The 18,932-nt window shown below is 67.7% G+C and carries 17 protein-coding genes; 9 read left to right on the top strand and 8 right to left on the bottom strand.

The genetic code is table 11. The features are described from left to right. Window positions 1-17: 17 nt before the first annotated feature. A complete protein-coding gene (locus WNB94_RS11280; protein WP_341390578.1) occupies window positions 18-1,652 on the bottom strand; it encodes an ABC transporter permease in 1,635 nt (544 codons plus the stop codon). Between the two features lie 115 nt (window positions 1,653-1,767). On the opposite strand from WNB94_RS11280, the gene WNB94_RS11275 reads away from it, so the two are divergent. Both WNB94_RS11275 and murU read left to right on the top strand, forming a co-directional pair. Beyond that, the gene (locus WNB94_RS11275; protein WP_445819058.1) at window positions 1,768-2,886 is read left to right on the top strand and encodes an ABC transporter ATP-binding protein; all 1,119 of its coding nucleotides are present in this window, start codon (window positions 1,768-1,770) and stop codon (window positions 2,884-2,886) included. Window positions 2,887-2,891: 5 nt separating this feature from the next. Beyond that, complete coding sequence (murU, locus tag WNB94_RS11270) at window positions 2,892-3,668, top strand: N-acetylmuramate alpha-1-phosphate uridylyltransferase MurU (RefSeq protein ID WP_341390486.1); 777 nt, start codon at window positions 2,892-2,894, stop codon at window positions 3,666-3,668. Between the two features lies 1 nt (window position 3,669). Here murU and WNB94_RS11265 read toward each other — a convergent pair whose 3' ends face one another. Further along, complete coding sequence (locus WNB94_RS11265) at window positions 3,670-4,620, bottom strand: oxygenase MpaB family protein (RefSeq protein WP_341390485.1); 951 nt, start codon at window positions 4,618-4,620, stop codon at window positions 3,670-3,672. An 88-nt stretch (window positions 4,621-4,708) separates the two neighbouring features. Between WNB94_RS11265 and WNB94_RS11260 the strand changes: the two genes are divergently transcribed. The 4 genes from WNB94_RS11260 (at window position 4,709) to WNB94_RS11245 (ending at window position 8,415) form a co-directional block, all read left to right on the top strand. Continuing rightward, window positions 4,709-5,320, top strand: coding sequence for a TetR/AcrR family transcriptional regulator (locus WNB94_RS11260; RefSeq protein ID WP_341390484.1), 612 nt, complete (start codon window positions 4,709-4,711; stop codon window positions 5,318-5,320). A 61-nt stretch (window positions 5,321-5,381) separates the two neighbouring features. Continuing rightward, window positions 5,382-5,834 carry a hypothetical protein gene (locus WNB94_RS11255; RefSeq protein WP_341390483.1) on the top strand — a complete coding sequence of 151 codons (453 nt, stop codon included), beginning with the start codon at window positions 5,382-5,384 and terminating at the stop codon, window positions 5,832-5,834. Then, on the top strand, window positions 5,831-7,210 hold the full coding sequence (gene miaB, locus WNB94_RS11250) for a tRNA (N6-isopentenyl adenosine(37)-C2)-methylthiotransferase MiaB (protein WP_341390482.1): 1,380 nt from the start codon (window positions 5,831-5,833) through the stop codon (window positions 7,208-7,210). Before WNB94_RS11255 ends, miaB begins: the two co-directional genes overlap by 4 nt. 89 nt (window positions 7,211-7,299) lie before the next feature. After that, window positions 7,300-8,415, top strand: a complete 1,116-nt coding sequence (locus WNB94_RS11245) for an HD-GYP domain-containing protein (RefSeq protein WP_341390481.1) — start codon at window positions 7,300-7,302, stop codon at window positions 8,413-8,415. Here the strand turns inward: WNB94_RS11245 and bioF are convergent, their stop codons facing one another. Both bioF and nhaR read right to left on the bottom strand, forming a co-directional pair. Next, entirely contained in the window at window positions 8,416-9,669 is a 1,254-nt protein-coding gene (bioF, locus tag WNB94_RS11240; protein ID WP_341390480.1) for an 8-amino-7-oxononanoate synthase, read from the bottom strand. An 18-nt stretch (window positions 9,670-9,687) separates the two neighbouring features. Continuing rightward, complete coding sequence (gene nhaR, locus WNB94_RS11235; RefSeq protein ID WP_341390479.1) at window positions 9,688-10,593, bottom strand: transcriptional activator NhaR; 906 nt, start codon at window positions 10,591-10,593, stop codon at window positions 9,688-9,690. Between the two features lie 101 nt (window positions 10,594-10,694). On the opposite strand from nhaR, the gene WNB94_RS11230 reads away from it, so the two are divergent. After that, window positions 10,695-11,087, top strand: a complete 393-nt coding sequence (locus tag WNB94_RS11230; protein WP_341390478.1) for a hypothetical protein — start codon at window positions 10,695-10,697, stop codon at window positions 11,085-11,087. A gap of 39 nt (window positions 11,088-11,126) precedes the next feature. Then, window positions 11,127-11,825, top strand: a complete 699-nt coding sequence (locus WNB94_RS11225) for a Bax inhibitor-1/YccA family protein (RefSeq protein WP_341390477.1) — start codon at window positions 11,127-11,129, stop codon at window positions 11,823-11,825. Between the two features lie 66 nt (window positions 11,826-11,891). Here WNB94_RS11225 and WNB94_RS11220 read toward each other — a convergent pair whose 3' ends face one another. Together WNB94_RS11220 and WNB94_RS11215 are read right to left on the bottom strand one after the other, a co-directional pair. Further along, window positions 11,892-12,938 (bottom strand): NAD(P)H-dependent flavin oxidoreductase, encoded by a 1,047-nt coding sequence (locus WNB94_RS11220; protein WP_341390476.1) that lies wholly within the window; start codon window positions 12,936-12,938, stop codon window positions 11,892-11,894. Between the two features lie 3 nt (window positions 12,939-12,941). Beyond that, window positions 12,942-15,344, bottom strand: a complete 2,403-nt coding sequence (locus tag WNB94_RS11215) for a hybrid sensor histidine kinase/response regulator (RefSeq protein ID WP_341390475.1) — start codon at window positions 15,342-15,344, stop codon at window positions 12,942-12,944. Between the two features lie 110 nt (window positions 15,345-15,454). On the opposite strand from WNB94_RS11215, the gene WNB94_RS11210 reads away from it, so the two are divergent. Further along, on the top strand, window positions 15,455-16,786 hold the full coding sequence (locus WNB94_RS11210; RefSeq protein WP_341390474.1) for an ABC transporter substrate-binding protein: 1,332 nt from the start codon (window positions 15,455-15,457) through the stop codon (window positions 16,784-16,786). On the opposite strand, the gene bioD is transcribed toward WNB94_RS11210, so the two are convergent. Together bioD and bioA are read right to left on the bottom strand one after the other, a co-directional pair. Next, complete coding sequence (bioD, locus tag WNB94_RS11205) at window positions 16,771-17,514, bottom strand: dethiobiotin synthase (protein WP_341390473.1); 744 nt, start codon at window positions 17,512-17,514, stop codon at window positions 16,771-16,773. The two genes, WNB94_RS11210 and bioD, sit on opposite strands and share 16 nt — an antisense overlap. A 24-nt stretch (window positions 17,515-17,538) precedes the next feature. Next, window positions 17,539-18,930, bottom strand: a complete 1,392-nt coding sequence (bioA, locus tag WNB94_RS11200; RefSeq protein WP_341390472.1) for an adenosylmethionine--8-amino-7-oxononanoate transaminase — start codon at window positions 18,928-18,930, stop codon at window positions 17,539-17,541. Window positions 18,931-18,932: the final 2 nt, after the last annotated feature.

The following is an 18,932-nucleotide window of genomic DNA, read 5'->3' as shown; positions in this document are numbered from 1 at the left end:
CAGGCGCCTCAGGCGCTTCAGGTGCTGCCCGAGCCGGCCGACGAGCGCCGGCTTCGGGCAATCTGCCGGCTGATCACCACCAGCGGCAGCAAGCCCACCACCACGATGGCCAGCGCGGCGGTGGACGCCTCGGCCAGCCGCTCGTCAGACGCCAGCACATAGGCCTGGGTGGCCAGGGTGTCGAAGTTGAATGGCCTCATCACCAAGGTGGCGGGCAGCTCTTTCATGGTGTCGATGAACACCAGCAGCGCCGCTGTGAGCACGCTGCCGCGCAACAAAGGCACGTGCACACGGCGCAAGGTCTGCCCGGCATTCAGGCCCAGGCTGCGGGCGGCGTGGTCCATGTTGGGCGTGACCTTGGCCAGACCGGCGTCGATGGACTGCACCGCCGGGGTCAGAAAACGCACCACACAGGCGTACACCAGGCCGGCGATGCCCCCCGTGAGCACCAGCCCCCCCTGCCAGCCCACCGAGGTTTCCAGCCAGCCGGTGATCACCTGGTCCACCCGCGTGACCGGGATCAGCACCCCGACCGCGATCACGGTGCCAGGCAAGGCATAGCCCAGGCCGCCCACCCGGTGCATGAGGCGCACCAACCAGCCCGGATTGAGCCGCGCGGCATAGGCCAGCAGCACCGCCAGCAACACGGCAAAAAACGCCGTCAGGCCCGACACCAGCACGCTGTTGCGCCCCAGCTCGATGAAACGCGATCCGAACTGGGCATCGCCCTCGGTGAGGGCCATGTGCAGCAGCACCCCGGCCGGCAAGAGAAAACCCAGCGTCAAGGGAATCAGGCAGGCCACCAGCGCCAACACCCCGGGCCCCAAGGGCAGGCGCCTGGCCATGAAGGCCGAACGGCGCAAGGTGGTGTCATGAAACCGCGCGCGCCCGCGCGACAGGCGCTCAAACATCAGCACCAACAGCACAAAACCCAACAAGGCCGACGCCAACTGGGCCGCCGCCACCCGATCGCCCAGCGAAAACCACGCCCGGTAGATGCCGGTGGTGAAGGTTTGCACCCCAAAGTAAGACACGGCACCAAAGTCGGCCAGGGTTTCCATCAGCGCCAGGGCCACGCCGCCCGCGATGGCCGGCCGCGCCAGCGGCAGCGACACCCGCCAGAAGCTGCCCCAGGGGCCCAGCCCCAGCGAGCGCCCCACCTCCAGCATGCCGCCGGCGCGCTCCAGAAACGCCGTGCGGGCCAGCATGTACACATAGGGGTACAGCACGAACGAAAACAACAGCACCGCCCCACCCAGCGAGCGCACATCCGGAAACCAGTAATCGCCCCGCCGCCACCCGAAGGCCTCGCGCAGCGCGGTTTGCACCGGCCCCACGAACTGCAGCAGGTCGGTGTAGGTGTAGGCCATCACGTAGGCCGGCACGGCCAGCGGCAGCACCAGGGCCCACTCCATCGCGGCCCGGCCCGGAAAATCATGCCGGGTGACCAGCCAGGCGGCCCCCACCCCCATGCTCGCCGTGCCCAAGGCCACGCCCAGACACAACCACAAGGTGGACCACAGGTACTCCGGCAGCACCGTGGAGGCCAGGTGGGCCCAGGTGTCGCTGGTGCCCTCCAGGAACAACTGCCCCACCACCGCCAAGATGGGCAAGAGCACCGCGGCGCCCACGCCCATGGCCAGCACGGCCATCCATGACAGCCGCCGCGCCCCAAAGGGCGACGAGAAAAATTGGGCAACAGAAGGCAATGCAGCAACCATGATGATTGAGAATTATGATCGTTTATCCTGATGTCGTCTTTGCCTCATGCCCGCCACCACCGATCACGCCCACGCGCCAGCGCCGCCCCAAGGCAAGCCCTGGCTGGCCGTCGAGCACCTGACGATGCAGTACGGCGCCCGGCAGGTGGTGTCTGACCTGTCGTTTGCCCTGCCCCAGGGCGCCATCGCCTGCCTGCTGGGCCCGTCCGGGTGCGGCAAAACCACGGTGCTGCGCGCGCTGGCCGGCTTCGAGCCGGTGGCGGCCGGTCGCATTTCGCTGGACGGCCAGACCCTCAGCGCCCCAGGACGTCTGCTGCCGCCCGAACGCCGCCGCATCGGCATGGTGTTCCAGGACTACGCCTTGTTTCCCCACCTCACCGTGGCGCAAAACGTGGGCTTTGGCCTGCGCCAGCACCCCCAGCCCGACGAGCGCGTGCAAGAAATGCTGGGCATCGTGGGCCTGGGCCGCTCGGGCCACCGGTTTCCGCACGAACTGTCGGGCGGGCAGCAACAGCGCGTGGCCCTGGCCCGCGCCCTGGCCCCCCAGCCCAGCGTGCTGCTGATGGACGAGCCGTTTTCCAACCTGGACGTGTCACTGCGCGAGCGCCTGGCCGCCGAGGTGCGCGACATCCTCAAAGCCACCCACACCACCGCCGTGATGGTGACCCACGACCAGGCCGAGGCCTTTGCCATGGCCGACGTGGTGGGCGTGCTGGCCGACGGCCACCTGCAGCAATGGGACACGGCCTACGCGCTGTACCACCGCCCCGCCAACCGCCGGGTAGCCAACTTTGTGGGGCAAGGCGCCTTTTTGCCGGCCGTGGTCAGTGGCCCGCGACAACTGACGCTGCAGATCGACGGCGTGGCCGAATCCGACCGCAGCTTCAACACTGATACCCCCTTGCCATTCGGCCCCGACACGGCCGTGGACGTGCTGCTGCGCCCCGACGACGTGGTGCACGACGACCACAGCCACCTGCAGGCCCGCGTGGTGCACAAGGCGTTCAGGGGGGCCGACTTCTTGTACACCCTGGCCCTGCCCGACGGCAGCGAAGTGCTCTCGCTGGTGCCCTCGCACCACAACCACGCTTTGGGAGAATCGGTGGGCATCCAGCTCGATCTCAGCCACATCGTGGCCTTCGAGCGCCTCACCGAAACCACCTGAGCCCCATGACCGCCGCCACCAACCTGCCCGCCCTGATCCTGGCCGCCGGACGCGGCGAGCGCATGCGCCCGCTGACCGACACCTGCCCCAAGCCCTTGCTGGCTGTGCAGGGCAAGCCTCTCATCGTGTGGCACCTGGAGGCCCTGGCCCGCGATGGCGTGCGCGACGTGGTCATCAACACCGCCCACCTCGAAGAACAATTCGAGCCCGCACTGGGCGATGGCCGCCAGTGGGGCCTGCGCATCCGCTATTCGCACGAACGGGCCGACCACGGCGCCGCACTGGAAACCGCTGGCGGCATCGCCAAGGCCCTGCCGCTGCTGGCCCAGGCCCCGGGCGGCGAGCAAGCCTTCTGGGTGCTGGCAGGCGATGTGTTTGTGCCGGGGTTCAGGTTTGATGCACAAGCTGCGCGGGATTTTGCAGCCCCCCAGGGCGCCGCCCGCGACGACCTGGCCCACGACCTCGCCCACCTGTGGATGGTGCCCAACCCGCCCCACGTGCCCCAGGGCGACTTTGCGCTGGACGCGCAAGGCAGACTGCACCACAAGCACGCCGCGCCCCCCGGCACGCCCACCGCCACCTACTCCACCATCGGCCTGTACCGACCCGCCATGGTGGCTGGCATCACGCCCGGCACCGCCGCCGCCCTGCGCCCCTGCTTTGACCGCGCGCTGGACCAGGGCCGCCTGGGCGGGCGGCTGTACACCGGGCCCTGGACGGATGTGGGCACGCCCGAGCGGTTGGCGGGGTTGAATGCGGCCCAATCGGTGCCGCCACACTGATTCAAACCACCCGCGCCCGCACCTGCTCTCGAGCCACACGCCGCCCCACCTTGGCCGTGGGCAGGTAGCGCCACTCTGTGGGCATCACCGCAAAGGCCACCCGCACCCCGGCCGCAAACACACGCAACAGCGCCTGATCGGCCCGGCTCCAGCGCATGCCCAGCTTCTGGCGCAGCACCGGCGGCAGGGTGCCCCGGCCCAGCCACTGAGAAAATCGGTTCACCAGCGGGTCCAGCAGCCACCACACCGGGCGGGGAATCGACTCAAACGGCCGGGGCGTGCGCCCCATGTGGATGGCATGGTGGGTGATGGGCGTGGGCTGCAGCGTGGGCAGCATCTCGTTCCAGTAGCGCTCGAAGCTGGCGTAATCGGGCGGCACGGGGCGCATCGATACCCCGTAGCGGCTGTACCAGGTGATGGACTCGCGGTACAGCCGCTCTTTCTGGGCCGGGGTGAAGGGGGTGTCGAACACGGCCCGCGCAGCGATCACGCCCTCCACAAAGGTGGCGTGCGTCCAGAAATAGATGTCAGGGTGCAGTGAATGGTAGGCTCGGCCATCGCTGAGCCGGCCTTTGATCTGAACGTGGAAGTCGCGCACCTGGCGCCCCACCTCGTCGGGTTGGGGGTCGTAGATCACGCCCATGATGGGCGGGATGGAGCGCAGCAGCCGGTTCCACGGGTTCTTCAAAAAGACCTCGCCAGAGTGTTCTTCCAGCGCGCGGCTGACGGCCGGGTGCATGTTCTGGATCAGGCCCACCCGAAAGATCACCAGCAGGCCGCGCAAATCCCCCGCGCATTCCCACAGCAACGACCCCGGCCCGATGGGCAGGGCCTGGCGCATCAAGGCCTGCCGGCGGTCCTGCGCCGCGGGCTCGTCAGGCTCCAGCGCCTCAGGGGGCAACGGGGCGGCGGCACTGGCCTGACGGGCGGCATGGCTGACGGGGCACGGCATGAACAGTCTCCTGGGGTGTCGGTGATTGAACGATAATGCAAACAAATGTTCGCATTCAATTCGCAATCTGCCACGACCGGACGACGCCATGCGCAAAGCCCCCCAGCAAGAACGCTCTCAGTTCATGGTGACCACCATCCTGGAGGCCACCGCCCGCGTGTTTGACCGCCGGGGCATGGCCTTGACCACGCGCGATGTGGCCGAAGAGGCCGGCGTGAGCGTGGGCTCGCTCTACCAGTACTTCAAGAACAAGGAAGAACTGCTGTCGGCCCTGGTGGACCAACTCGGGCAGGCCGTGGCCGACATCGCCATGCGCGACATCGCCACCCGCCTCAGCCTGGATGCGCGCGAGTTTTACCGGCACATGCTGACCGCCATCGTGCAACTGGTGGCCCAAAACCCGGGCTATCAGGCGGTGGCGCGGCACTGGCATGAGCTGCGCTCGGTAAACGCGGTGCACGTGGCCGAGCAGCACCTGATGGAGGCCGCCCGCCTCTACCTGCTGCAGCACCACGACGAGTACCAACCCAAAGACCTGCCCGTGAGCCTGTTCATCAGCTACAACAGCACGGTGTACACGCTGGTGCGTTACTTCAGCCTGCAGCACCCGCCCTTCAGCATCGAGCGGCTGATCGACGAGCTCACCCACATGATGGGGGCCTACATGGATCATCACCGCAAGCCGGCCGCCAAAGGGTAAACTCGGCGCCTTCTTCCACAGCCCCTGGATCTACACCATGCACCGCTGTTCACGGAAGGTCATGGCGCAAGTCTGTGCCATCGGCCTGCTGCTGGGCGCCGCCCCGGCCTTCAGCCAGACCACCAGCACCACCGCCACCAGCGAAGACGGCCAGCTCACGGTCACCGACACCCGCACCGAGGTGCCCACCGACCTGCGGCCCACGCGCCAGCTGTCGCTGCAGTCATTGCGTGGTCGCGCAGCCTTCGGCCAGCCGCCCGAGCTCCGCATCGACGGCGAGGCCATGCGCCTGGCGCCCGGCGCGCGCATCCGCGATGAGCAAAACCTGCTGGTGCTGTCGGGGCAACTGGTGGGCCGCAGCCTGGCCATCAACTACACCACCGACGCCTACGGCCTGGTGAAAGACGTGTGGCTGCTGCGCGCCGACGAGCTCGATCGCCAATGGCCCCGCACGCGCGAAGAAGCCACCACCTGGCGCTTTGACCCCCTGCAGAACACCTGGATCAAACCATGAGCTCCGACACCGCACAAAAAAAGGTCTACATCAAGACCTATGGCTGCCAGATGAACGAGTACGACTCGGACAAGATGTCCGACGTCATGAACGCGGCCAAGGGCTACGTGCCCACCAACGACCCCGAAGAAGCCGACCTCATCCTCTTCAACACCTGCTCCATCCGCGAAAAGGCGCAAGAGAAAGTCTTCAGTGACCTGGGCCGCGTCAAGCACCTGAAAGACAAGGGCGTGATGATCGGCGTGGGCGGCTGTGTGGCCAGCCAGGAAGGCGCGGCCATCATCGAGCGTGCGCCTTATGTGGACGTGGTCTTCGGCCCGCAAACCCTGCACCGCCTGCCCGCCATGCTGGAGCAGCGCCAGCAGCAAAAGCGCCCGCAGGTGGACATCAGCTTCCCCGAGATCGAGAAGTTCGACCACCTGCCCCCACCGCGCAAGGAAGGCGCCTCGGCCTTCGTGTCGATCATGGAAGGCTGCTCGAAGTACTGCAGCTACTGTGTGGTGCCCTACACCCGTGGTGAAGAGGTCTCGCGCCCGTTCGATGACGTGCTGACCGAGGTGGCCGACCTGGCCGACCAGGGCGTGAAAGAAGTGACCTTGCTGGGCCAGAACGTCAACGGCTATCGGGGCAAGATGGGCCAGGGTTTGAATGGCGCCGCAGAGATCGCCGACTTCGCCATGCTGCTGGAGTACGTGGCCGAGATCCCTGGCATCGAGCGCATCCGCTTCACCACCAGCCACCCCAACGAGTTCAGCCAGCGCCTGATCGACGTCTACGGCAAGACGAACAAGCTCGTGAACCACGTGCACCTGCCCGTGCAGCACGGCTCCGACCGCATCCTGATGGCCATGAAGCGGGGCTACACCGTGCTCGAATACAAGAGCACCATCCGAAAGCTGCGCGCCGTGCGCCCCGACATCCGCCTGTCCACCGACTTCATCGTGGGCTTTCCCGGCGAGACGGACGAAGACTTCGACAAGCTCATGAAGCTGGCCACCGACATCGAGTTCGACGCCTCCTTCAGCTTCATCTTCAGCGCCCGCCCGGGCACCCCGGCCGCATCCTTGCAGGACGACACCCCGCACGAGGTCAAGCTCAAGCGCCTGCAAACCCTGCAGGCCTACCTCGAGGGCAACGTGCAGCGCTACAGCCAGATGCTGGTGGGCACGACGCAGAAGATCCTGGTGGAAGGCCCCAGCCGCAAGGACCCGTCCGAGCTGATGGGCCGCACCGAGTGCAACCGCATCGTCAACTTCGCCGCCGGCCCCACCCAAGCCCTGCGCGAGCGCCTGGTGGGCCAGTTGATCGACGTGAACATCACCCAGGCCTACCCGCACTCGCTGCGGGCCGAGCTACCGCTGCGCGACGCCGCCTGAAAACTGCGCCACGCAGCGCCCTGTATTCGGGGTTTCGGACAAACACCATGGATTGACACTCGCGGTGGACCCACTGCGCATGTCACACCATGAAATTCTTGAGACTGAGCCCCGACCAGGTCCAGGCGGGGCAAGCCCTGGCCTGGAACGTCTACAACGAACACCAGCAATTGCTGCTGCACAAAGGCTATGTGCTGCAAACCCCCGATCAGGTGCGGGCCTTGATCGAGCGCGGCGTGTTCATCGATCAGGACGACTTTGCACAGCATCAACGCCAACGTGCGCAGGCACAGCGGGCGCAGAACGCCGTGGCACTGTGGCACGACGTGCATCGGCGGCTGGAACAACTGCTGCAGCATGCAGAGGCCATGAGCCCTCAGGCCTTTCGTGACGACCTGCAAGCGTGTGCACATGGCATCAACCATGGCATTGAGCGCCAACGCGATGCCAGTCTGTTTGAACTGCTGCACGCAGACGATCCCGACGGCTACACCGTCAGGCACGCCATGCAGACCGCGTTCGTGGCCAGCCTCGTTGGCCAAGGTCTGGGTTGGTCTGCCGCCGATCGCGACACCCTGACCCATGCGGCGCTCACCATGAACCTGGGCATGTCACGGCTTCAAAGCGAGTTGTGTGGTCAGTCGCTGCCACTCAACCCGCAGCAGCGCGATGCAGTCACCCACCATGCCGACCGCAGCTGCCAGCAACTGGAGGCCAAAGGGGTGACCGACAAAGACTGGTTGCAGGCCGTGGCCCAGCACCATGTGACGCCCAACGGCGGCCCCTTGCCGGCGAACCACGCTCAACTCAGTGAACAGGCCTGCATGCTGCACTACACGGACGTGTACCTGGCCAAGATCAGTGCCCGCGCTTACCGGCCGGCCATGACCGCCCATGCGGCTGCACGCAGCCTGTTCATGCAGGCCGATGGCCAGCGCAACCCCTATGTGTCGGCCCTGATCAAGGAGCTGGGCGTGTACCCACCCGGCTCGTGCGTGCGCCTGGCCAATGGCGAGGTGGGCGTGGTGGTGCGCCGTGGTGAGGCGGCCCACCTGCCCGAGGTGCGCAGCCTGACCGACCCCCACGGACTGGCTCTGCCATCAACGCCCTTGCGAGACACGGCCCAGGCACCCTACAAGGTGGTGGAAGGACTGCCCCGGCACGCGCTGACACGTCGCATGGACAGACAGGCCTTGTTTGCCTGATCAGGGTGCCTTGCAGCCATGCGCGGCCTGAAGCGCCTCGCACAGGCGCTGCACCTGCTCGGTGGTGTGCGCCGCCGACAGCGAGATGCGCAGGCGCGCCGTGCCTGCCGGCACCGTGGGCGGCCGAATCGCGGGCACCCAGATGCCCTGCGCGTCCAGCGCGGCCATGACGGCCAGCGCGTCGTCATTGCGGCCAATCACCAGCGGCTGGATGGCCGTGTCCGAGGGCATCAGGCGCCAGGCGCTGCCGGCCTCCAGGCCGCGTCCCACCCCTGCCTGGAGTTGATGGCGCAAGGCCTGCAGGTGGTCGCGACGTTGCGGCTCATCACGGATCACGCGCACCCCCGCCCGCAAGGCCGCCGCGATGTGCGCGGGCGCCGCCGTGGCAAACATGTAGGTGCGGGCCTTCTGCATGATCCACTCGATCGCCTGGGGCGAGCCGGCCACGAAGGCGCCGGCCACGCCCGCCGCCTTGCCCAGCGTGGCCATGTAGACCAGGCGGTCCAGCCGCCCTTGCCAGGCCGGCGCCACGCCCTGCACGCCCGCCATGCCATGGTGTGCCAGCGTGCCCTCACCCTGCGGGCCCAGCACGCCAAAGCCATGCGCATCGTCGATCATCAGCAGGGCATCGAAGCGCTCGCACAGGGCCAGCAGGGCCGGCACATCGGCCACGTTGCCATCCATGCTGAACACCGCGTCAGTCACCACCAGCTTGCGCCGGGCGGTGCTGCTGCGCAAGGCGGCCTCCAGTGCGGCCAGATCACCATGGGGCACGATGTGCGCCTCAGCGCGCGACAGGCGCACGCCATCGATGATGCAGGCGTGGTTCAGGGCATCCGAGAACACGGCATCGCCCTGGCCCACCAGGGCGGGGATGGCGCCCACATTGGCCGCATAGCCCGCATAGAAGTACAGCGCCCGGGGCAGGCCCACCAGCGCGGCCAGTTCGGCCTCCAGGGCCTCGTGCTCGGGGCTGTGGCCGCACACCAGGGGCGAGGCCGTGGCCCCCACGCCGTAACGGTCGATGGCGGCGTGCGCGGCGGCCATCAAGGCCGGGTGCTGTGACAGGCCCAGGTAATCGTTGCTGCCAAAGGACAACCGCTCTTGCCCGTCAACACAGTAGGTGGTGGCGCGCAGGGCCTCATCGTGCGGGGTCAACTCGGCCGGGGCCTGCCAGGGCGCCACCTGGCGGCGTCTGCGCAGCAGATGCTGCTCGCCCAGGGTGCGCAAGTCGTCGTCAAACCATGTCGTCATCGGGCGAGCCTACCAGCCTCAGCGCTGCCAATCGGCGAACAGGCCTTGACGCGCCGCCTCGGTGATGGCCACCACGCCGGGGTGGGTGATGCGACGCTCCACGGTGATCACGTGGAATTCTTCGATCAGGTCGCTCGCCTCACCCAGGCAAGTGGCGTCGTACTGCCGACGCACCGACTCGTCCAGCACCCGTGGCGCCAGAAACACGCCCAACCCCTGCATGCCCAGGGCCTTGACCATGGCACTGTCGTCGAACTCGCCCACCACGCGCGGCCGCAGCTTTTGCTTGCCCAGCCACTGCCTCAGGCGCAAGCCCATGGCCGACTCGCTGCCCGGCGACAACAGGGGCGCGCCCTCCAGCAGCGCCGGAAACGGCTGCTCAAACGTGGCCGCCAGCGCTTGCGATGCATAAAAGCCCACTTGAGACCCGCCCAGCCGATGGGTGTAGGCGTTCACGCTGAGCGCTGGCGGCAAGGGGCGATCAGACAGCACCAGGTCGAGCCGGTGCACCGACAGGTCGGCCAGCAGGCTCTCGATCTTGCCCTCGCGGCAGATCACGCGAAAGGGTTGCGGCCCGGCCATGGCAGGCTGCATCAACTGGCCTGCCACCAGCTTGGGCACCGCGTCCACGATGCCCACCCGCAGCTCCACCGGACGCTGCACCCCCCGGGGCTGGCGCAGCAGCTCCTCCAGCTCGGAGCCCAGGTGAAAGATGTCGCGCGCATAGCTGTAGACCAGCTCGCCCGTGTCCGTGAGCTCCAGCTTGCGGCCCTTCTTGCGAAACAGCGGGCGGCCCACCGCGTCTTCCAGCAACTGGATCTGGCCACTGACCGTTTGCGGCGTGACGTGCAGGTGTTCGCTGGCCTTGACCACGCCGCCCATCCGGGCCACGGCCCAGAAGTACTGCAAGTGCTTGTAGTTCACTTCGGTTTTTCCTTAAAAACCTTGAATGAAATTCGAATTTACATGAGGCAGATGCTTTCGTAAATTGCCATGCATGTTCAACCGGTCCCCAGGAGCGTCACATGAACGTGTTCATCCACACCCAAGGCCTGAAGCTGTCTCGTGAAGACCATGACCACATCCGCAGCCGCCTGCGGCAGGCGCTGGCCCGTTTTGGTGGGCGCGCCATGGGCGCCACGCTGCACCTCAGTGATGTGAACGGCCCCAAGGGCGGTGTCGACAAGGACTGCCACCTGGTGGTGGAGCTGGAAGACACCACCGCCGTGGTGCGTGACCGTGGCGATCAATTGCGCTCCCTGGTCGACCGTGCCCTGCACCGCGCAGTGCAGACCATCGGCCGCCAGATTGGCAAAGCCCGTGATCGCGCCGTGCGGGCGCCACAGCTGGGACGGCACCACGCGGGACGCAGCCGCCGTGGCTGGCAAACACTGGATGACGCCACTGGCGCAACGTGAACTGATTTCTGACTTTTTTCTGAACCTTAGGACAAGACCATGTCATACGATCCGAACACCCAAACCCGCGCCATGTCGCTGGGCACGGCCACCTCGCAGGGCAACGCCCTGTCGGCCAGCAGCCAGCGCGTGCTGCGCAACACCTACGCCTTGCTGGGCCTGACCCTGGCGTTCAGCGCCGGTGTGGCCGGCGTGTCCATGAGCATGGGGCTTCCCCACCCCGGCATGATTCTGACGCTGATCGGCTTCTTCGGCCTGAGCTTCCTGATCAGCAAAACGGCCAACAGCGGCCTGGGCGTGCTGGCGGTGTTCGCGCTGACCGGCTTCATGGGCTACACCCTCGGGCCCATCCTGAGCTCGGTGCTGTCGCTGCCCAATGGCAGCGCCATCGTCACCAACGCCCTGGGCACCACGGCCGTGGCTTTCCTGGGCTTGTCGGCCATCGCGCTGACCACGAAGCGTGATTTCAGCTTCATGGGCAAGTTCCTGTTCATCGGGGTGCTGGTGGCCTTTGCCCTGGGCCTGGGCGCGATCTTCTTCGAGATGCCGGCCCTGAGCCTGGCTGTGTCCGGCATGTTTGTGCTGCTGATGAGCGGCATGATCCTGTACGAGACCAGCCGCATCGTGAACGGCGGTGAGACGAACTACATCCTGGCCACCACCAGCTTGTTCGTCTCGATCTACAACATGTTCGTCAGCCTGCTGGCCATCTTCGGCCTGGGTGGCAACAACGAATAAGTCCGGGCTGCACACGCAGCCCCAAAAAGCCCGAGCCGGTCGCCGGCCGGGCTTTTTTTCATGGCCTCACAGGCGCTGCAACTGCGCCCGCACCTCGTCGGCCTCGGCCAGCACGCGCTGCACGATCTGCTCGACGCTGGCCACATCGTGCACCAGGCCTTGCGACTGGCCGATCAGCTGCACGCCCTCGTCCAGGTTGCCCTCGTGGATGGCCTTGCGCATGGCCAGGGTGGCGGCGCCAAAGTAGGCCACCTTCACCGCCTCCAGCGGGCCCAGGCGCAGCACATCACGGCCCAGGGCACCCAGCGGGCGCTGCATCTCGCGGGCGGCCTTCAAGGCGCGGGTGATGGCCACCGGCGGGCTCAGGCGGCGGCGCGTGTAGCGGCGGCCACCGGGGGTGTGCATCACCCGGCATGGGTAGCTGTCGAAATTGGGCGAGTAAATCGTCTCTTCAGCCTGCTTGCTCACGATCATCTGCTTGGTGCGCTCGTGCACCGGGCTCTCGATGGACGAGGCGAAGCGCGTGCCCATGGCCACCGCATCGGCGCCCAGGGCCAGCGCGGCCACCAGGCCCCGGCCATCGGCGAAACCACCCGCCGCGATGATCGGCAGGTCACGTCCCTGTTGCGCGCACATCTGGCGCACGATGGGCACCAGCACCATCGACGACACGGCGCCCCCATGGGCTGCGGCCTCGTGCCCGGTCACGATCAGGCCATCCACACCGGCGCCGATGGCCGAGCGCGCGTGGGCCTCGTTCGAGATGGTGGCGATCACCTGGCCGCCATACTGGCGAGCGCCTTCCATCACCCACTCGCCCTTGCCCATGGAGACATTGATCACCGGCACCTGTTCTTCCAGGGCCACGCGCGCGCACTCGGCCGCGCCGGGCAGCAAGAGGCTGCAGCCCACGCCAAAGGGGCGGTCGGTCAGGCGGCGCACCTCGCGGATCGCCTCGCGGCAGGCCTGCGGTGTGAGCCCACCCGAGGCCAGGATGCCCATGCCACCGGCGTTGCACACGGCCGCCACCAGGCGGGGCACGGCGATGTAGGTCATGCCAGGCAAAACAATGGGGTGCTGGATGCCCAGCAGGCGAGTGAGTCGGGTGTGCATGGGTCAGTGAGGGCGAGCGCCGCGCTGGCTCAACCAGTGGTGCACGGCTTGGAACAACTGCTGCGTATCGATGGGTTTGGCCAGGTGGGCATTCATGCCGGCGTCCAGGCACGCCTGGCGTTCGTCCTGCAGCACGCTGGCGGTCATGGCCAGGATCGGCAGGTCGCCGCCGTGGGGCATGGCCCGGATGGCCCGGGTGGCGGCCAGGCCGTCCATGTCGGGCATGTGCACATCCATGAGCACCAGATCATAGGGCTGCGTGCGCACGCGCTCCACCGCGCCCACACCAGAATCGACGCTGTCGGCGCGCAGGCCTGCCATCGCCAGCAGTTCTTCCACCAGCAGCCGGTTCACGGCGTTGTCATCCACCAGCAGCACCCGCGCGTCACCATGCCTGGCACGCAATTCGGCGATCACTTCATGGCCATCGGGCGCGGCCACATCGGAGGCCCCGGACGCCTGCTGCGGACTGGCCACGTCCGGGGCCGCGCGCTCCAGCTTGAAGGTGCACCAGAAGGTGCTGCCCTCGCTCAAGGCACTGTGCACACCGATCTGGCCGTCCATCAACTCGACCAGGCTGCGCGTGATCGCCAGGCCCAGGCCCGTGCCGCCATGCCGACGCGCGGCCGAATCATCGGCCTGCACAAAGGCGTTGAACAGGCGCGCAGCGTCATCGGCCGACACGCCGACGCCGGTGTCCCGCACCTCCAGCCGCAGCACCGTGGCCGACTCTGTCTGAACATCCACGCGCAGGCGCAGGAACACCCCGCCCTGGTCGGTGAACTTCACCGCATTGCCCAGCAGGTTCAGCACGATCTGCTGCACACGCACCGCATCACCACGCAGGTGCTCGGGGGCATGGCGCAGATCGACGTCGATGAACAGGCCTTTGTCGGCGGCGCGCGGCTCCAACAGGGCCACCGCTCGCCGAACGGTCTCGTGCAGGTTGAAGTCACGGGCCTCCAGCGTGAACATGCCGGCCTCGATCTTGGAGAGGTCCAGCACGTTGTTGATGATGTCCAGCAGGTGCTCGGCGGCTTGCCGCACCACGCTCAAGCGCTGGGCCTGTTCGGCATTGGGCTGCGCCTGTTGCATCAAAAAGGTCATGCCCATGATGGCGTTCATGGGCGTGCGGATCTCATGGCTCATGTTGGCCACGAACGTGCTCTTGGCCCGGTTGGCCGCCTCGGCACGGTCGCGTGCCTGCACCAGCTCGGCCGTGCGATCGGCAATGTGGCTCTCCAGCAGGTCGCGGTGCGCGCCCAGCTCGGCCATGCGCGCTTGCAACTGATGGTGCAACTCGCTGAGCGCGGTGGCCAGCACATCGATTTCGTCGCGAGCCTGCGCCGGCGCCTCGAAATGGGCGGCCTCGCCCCGCCGCAGCGCCTGGGCGGTGCGCGACAGGGCCTGCAAAGGCTTGACCACGCGCCCCGTCAGCCACCACATCAGCACGGCAAACACCAGTGAGCCCAGCAGACCGCCCAGCCACAAGCGCCAGGTCAGGGCTTGCAGCGGCGCAAACACCCGCTGCGGCTCGGTCAACAGCACCAGGCGCCAGGGTTGCTGATCACCCTCTTGCGTCCACGACATGGGTGACACGGCCGTGAGCATCATGCCCAGGGCGGGCCATGACATCAGCTGGGACGCGCCACCAGCCCTCAGGGCAGAGACCAGCGACGCTGGCAGGGCCTGCCCCTCCAGCACCGACGGGCCAAACGAAATGCGGCCATCCGGGTCCAGCAGCACCACCAGGCGCCCGTGCTGTGGGTCTTCCAGAGATTGCTCATGGCGTTCGCTCAGGCGCGCCCAGTTCACCAGGCCCACCAGCACACCGATGGTCTGCCCATCGTTGTCGATCACGGGCACCGCCACGTCCACCAATTGGGGCACACGGCCCCGGGCGTCCACCGCCAGGTAGCGGGCCAGCGCCGGCACCTCGCGCGGCTGCCCCACGGCCGGGCGCTTCAAACCGCGTTCAAACCAGGGTTGCCCAGAGACATCGGCGCCCTCCAGCAACGCGCCCGTGGCCGAAATCACATGCCCCTGCGCGTCGGTCAAGGCCAACCACTCGATGTCGCGCACGTCGTTGCGGGCCTGCTCCAGGCGCAATCGAACCTGACCCAGGTCTGGCAAACCGCTGGCCAGGGCAGGCTCTGACGCCAGTTGCCGCACGAGCGAGAGCCGGTCGGCCAGGTCGAGCGCCAGGCCCCGGCCCATGGCACGGGCCTCGCGCTGAACGGACTGATCCACCGCAGCAAGCACCTGGCTGCGCTGGTCTTTGGCCACCCAGGTGGTCATCGCCGCCGCAAACACAATGCCCCCCACACCGGCCACCAGTGCCACACGCACCCGCACGCTGTGGCGTGGCGACCATCGCTGCCAGCGGCTGGCTACGGATCGGTTCATGGGTGTCTCTGTGTGTGTTGTTGGGGTGGCGTGAGGCCTCCGCATGGGCTAGTATGGTCCCATACCTGCTGAGCACCTCCGACACCTATTCTGACAAAAGGCGCGCACCGATGGCCTCACGATTTGCCCTCGGCCTGAGCCTGCTCTTGCAGGTGTCGGGCGCCTTGGCGGTCGGCCCGTCGGCGCCGCCCGTGCAAGAACTGGTGGTGGCCACGGTCAACAACGACCACATGTTGACCCTGCAGCGGATGACCCGGCACTTCGAGCAGCAGGCGCCAGGCTGGCGGGTGCGTTGGGTGACGATGGACGAAGACCGCCTGCGCCAGGCCGTCACCCGGGACGCCGCCACACAAAGCGCCCAGTTCGACGTCGTCACCGTGGGCAGCTACGAAGCGCAGGCCTGGGGCGACAAAGGTTGGCTGCGGGCCCTGACCCCGTCGGCCGACTACCGCCTCCAGGACATCCTGCCTCGGGTGCGCGAGGCGCTGACCCAAGGTGGCCAGCTGCACGCCCTGCCGTTTTATGGCGAAAGCACCATGACGATGGTGCGCACCGACCTGTTGCAGGCCGCAGGCCTGAGCCTGCCCGCACAGCCCACCTGGCAGCAGGTGGCCGAGGCGGCACGCCAGCTTCACCAGCCGGCGCAAGGGGTTTACGGCATCTGCCTGAGGGGCAAGCCAGGCTGGGGGCAGAACATGGCCTTGATCAGCATCATGGCCAACACGCATGGCGGCCAGTGGTTCAACATGCGCTGGCAACCGCAACTGCAGTCTGCGGCCTGGCAACAGGCCCTGAGCCTGTACGCCGATTTGCTGACACGGTTCGGCCCCCCAGGGGCAGCGGCCAATGGCTACAACGAAAATCTGGCGCTGTTTGCCGCCGGTCGCTGTGCCATCTGGGTGGACGCCACCGTGGCTGGTAATTTCCTCAATCAGCCCGATGGCAGCCAGGTGGTGGGCAAGGTGGCCTACCTGCAGGCGCCCGTGGCCAGCACCCCCCGGGGCGCTCGCTGGTTATGGGTGTGGGCCCTGGCCGTGCCAGCCCAGTCACGGCATCCCGCCATGGCCCAGCGCTTCATCGAGTGGGCCACCTCGGTCGGCTACGCCCAGTTGGTGGCCACCGAGCGCGGCTGGCAGGCGGTGCCCGGCGGCACGCGGCGCTCTACTTATCTGCAGCCCGGCTACCGCCAGGCCAACCCACACGCCGATGTGGAGCTCACCGCCATGGACGCGGCCGACCAGACGCGCCCGACCGAGCCGCCATCACCCTACATCGGCATTCAGTGGGTGGGCATCCCGGAATTCCAGTCCATCGGCACGGCCGTGGGGCAACTGGCCTCACGGTTGCTGCCTCCGCACCCCCTGGACGTTGCCACCGTGCAGGCTCGGGCCCAGGCCTTGACCGAAGGCAAGATGCGGCGGTCGGGTTACCTCAAGGATTGAGGCGGCCAGCCCAGGCTGTCGGCCAGATCGTCTGCCGAGGCCGCTGGCGTCCAACCCCAACGCGCCAGCATGGGCGCCTGAAGGCGCCGCCGCAGTGTGGCCACGTTGGCGTCTTGTTCGGGCATGTCGGGGTCGATCAGGTTGGCCACCCAGCCCGCCAGGGCAAGGCCACGCGACAGCACGGCCTCTTGCGTCAGCAGCGCATGGTTCAGGCAACCCAGGCGCAGGCCCACCACCAGGATCACGGGCAGGCGCAGGCGCACGGCCAGATCGGCACTCGTCACCCACCCGGGCCCGTCGCGGTCGGCGCTGGCGTCATCGTCGCGGTCGTGCAGGGGCACGATGAAACCGCCGGCCCCTTCCACCACCACCGCATCGGCATGCTGGCGCAGGGCGTGGAAGGTAGACTCGAGGTGATCCAGATCGATGCACTCACCGGCCCGGCGGGCAGCGATGTGGGGCGACACCGGATCGGGCAAGGCGTAGGGATTGTCAAACTGCGAGGGCACGGCCAGGGTGCCCGCGGCGCGCAAGGCGGCCACGTCCTCATTGAGCCAGTGGCCTGAGCGGCCGTCCTCGGCCTCAACCCATTCGCAGCCGGCCGCCACGGGCTTCATGCCCACCACCCGCGCATGGCCTGCGCGGTGCAAGGCACGCAGCAAGGCGGTGCTGACGCGGGTCTTGCCCACGCCAGTGTCGGTGCCGGTGACGAAGTAAGCCAGGCTCATGGGTAGGGTCTCCGGGTGGGTCGATCAGGCCATGCGCAGGCCATCGGCCGGCTGGGCTGTCTGAGGCGGCGCGCCGGGCTCGTCACCCAGCACCAGGTTCAACACGGCCAACAGGCCGTCGGCCAGGTGGCGCTGATCGGCCTCGGTCAGCACATAAGGCGGCATCACGTACAGCGTGTGGCCAATGGGCCGCAGCAGCAGGCCGGCCTGCAGCGCGGCGCGGTGGTAGCGAGCGGCAAAGCCGGGGTCTTGCGTGTCGATGTCCCAGGCCCAGATCATGCCCAAGTGGCGGTGGGCGCGCACGCGCGGGTGCCGGTTGAGCGGCTGCACCAGGGCATTGAAGCGCTCGGCCGCCTCGCGGTTGCGCGCCAGCACATCACGGCCCTGCGCATCGCGCGCAGCGAAGGTGTCCAGCACGGCCAGCGCGGCGCGGCACGCCAGGGGGTTGCCGGTGTACGAGTGCGAGTGCAGAAAGCCATGGGCCACCCGGTCATCCCAGAAGGCCTGGTACACGGCATCGGTGGTCAGCACGGCCGACAGGGGCAACACCCCGCCCGTCAGGCCCTTGCTCAGGCAGATGAAGTCCGGGCGCACGGGCTGTCCGTCATCGCCCACGGCCTGCTGATGGGCGAACAGCGTGCCGGTGCGGCCAAAGCCCACGGCGATCTCATCGGCAATCCAGTGCACCTGGTACTGATCGCACAGTCGGCGCACGGCCACCAGGTAGGCCGGGTCGTGCATGGCCATGCCGGCCGCGCCCTGCACCAGGGGCTCCAGGATGATGGCGGCGGTCTCAGCGTGGTGCTGGGCCAGCCAGGCCGCAAGCGCGTCAATGCAGTGTTGCAGGTGCTGCTCGGCGCTGACGCCGGGCGCGGCCTGGCGTGGGTCTGGCGAGGGCAGCGTGGCGCTCAGGCGCAGCAGCGGCGCATACGACTCACGAAACAGCGGGATGTCGGTCACCGACAGCGCACCCACGGTTTCGCCGTGGTAGCCGCCTTGCAGGCCAATGAAACGGTGCTTGCCCGGCCGCCCGAGGTTGCGCCAGCTGTGGGCGCTCATCTTCAGCGCGATCTCGGTGGCGCTGGCCCCGTCGCTGGCGTAAAACGCATGGCCCAGGCCCGTGAGCGCGGCCAGGCGCTCGGACAGCTCGACCACTGGCGGGTGCGTCAGGCCGGCCAGCATGATGTGGTCCACGCGCTGCAGCTGATCGGTGATGGCCTCGCGGATGGGCGCGAAGTTGTGGCCAAACAGGTTCACCCACCACGAGCTGACCGCGTCCAGGATGCGGTGGCCCTGGTCATCGATCAACCAGGGGCCGTCGGCGGCCACGATGGCGCGGGGCGGCGCCAACTCGTGCCCCTTCATCTGGGTGCAGGGGTGCCAGACGGCCTGGCGGCTGCGCTCGGCCCAGTTCATGG

Source organism: Aquabacterium sp. A3 (genome assembly GCF_038069945.1).
Lineage (GTDB): Bacteria > Pseudomonadota > Gammaproteobacteria > Burkholderiales > Burkholderiaceae_C > Aquabacterium.
This window is presented reverse-complemented; position numbering and strand designations above follow the sequence as displayed.

Bases quoted from the DNA above. Each gene is read 5' to 3' on its own strand.
- bioF (WP_341390480.1), bottom strand. From the start codon at position 9,669: ATGACGACATGGTTTGACGACGACTTGCGCACCCTGGGCGAGCAGCAT.
- murU (WP_341390486.1), top strand. From the start codon at position 2,892: ATGACCGCCGCCACCAACCTGCCCGCCCTGATCCTGGCCGCCGGACGC.
- WNB94_RS11255 (WP_341390483.1), top strand. From the start codon at position 5,382: ATGGCGCAAGTCTGTGCCATCGGCCTGCTGCTGGGCGCCGCCCCGGCC.
- WNB94_RS11265 (WP_341390485.1), bottom strand. From the start codon at position 4,620: ATGCCGTGCCCCGTCAGCCATGCCGCCCGTCAGGCCAGTGCCGCCGCC.
- WNB94_RS11210 (WP_341390474.1), top strand. From the start codon at position 15,455: ATGGCCTCACGATTTGCCCTCGGCCTGAGCCTGCTCTTGCAGGTGTCG.
- WNB94_RS11245 (WP_341390481.1), top strand. From the start codon at position 7,300: ATGAAATTCTTGAGACTGAGCCCCGACCAGGTCCAGGCGGGGCAAGCC.
- bioA (WP_341390472.1), bottom strand. From the start codon at position 18,930: ATGAACTGGGCCGAGCGCAGCCGCCAGGCCGTCTGGCACCCCTGCACC.
- bioD (WP_341390473.1), bottom strand. From the start codon at position 17,514: ATGAGCCTGGCTTACTTCGTCACCGGCACCGACACTGGCGTGGGCAAG.
- WNB94_RS11220 (WP_341390476.1), bottom strand. From the start codon at position 12,938: ATGCACACCCGACTCACTCGCCTGCTGGGCATCCAGCACCCCATTGTT.
- WNB94_RS11225 (WP_341390477.1), top strand. From the start codon at position 11,127: ATGTCATACGATCCGAACACCCAAACCCGCGCCATGTCGCTGGGCACG.
- miaB (WP_341390482.1), top strand. From the start codon at position 5,831: ATGAGCTCCGACACCGCACAAAAAAAGGTCTACATCAAGACCTATGGC.
- WNB94_RS11275 (WP_445819058.1), top strand. From the start codon at position 1,768: ATGCCCGCCACCACCGATCACGCCCACGCGCCAGCGCCGCCCCAAGGC.
- WNB94_RS11230 (WP_341390478.1), top strand. From the start codon at position 10,695: ATGAACGTGTTCATCCACACCCAAGGCCTGAAGCTGTCTCGTGAAGAC.
- WNB94_RS11260 (WP_341390484.1), top strand. From the start codon at position 4,709: ATGCGCAAAGCCCCCCAGCAAGAACGCTCTCAGTTCATGGTGACCACC.
- WNB94_RS11280 (WP_341390578.1), bottom strand. From the start codon at position 1,652: ATGGCCGTGCTGGCCATGGGCGTGGGCGCCGCGGTGCTCTTGCCCATC.
- WNB94_RS11215 (WP_341390475.1), bottom strand. From the start codon at position 15,344: ATGAACCGATCCGTAGCCAGCCGCTGGCAGCGATGGTCGCCACGCCAC.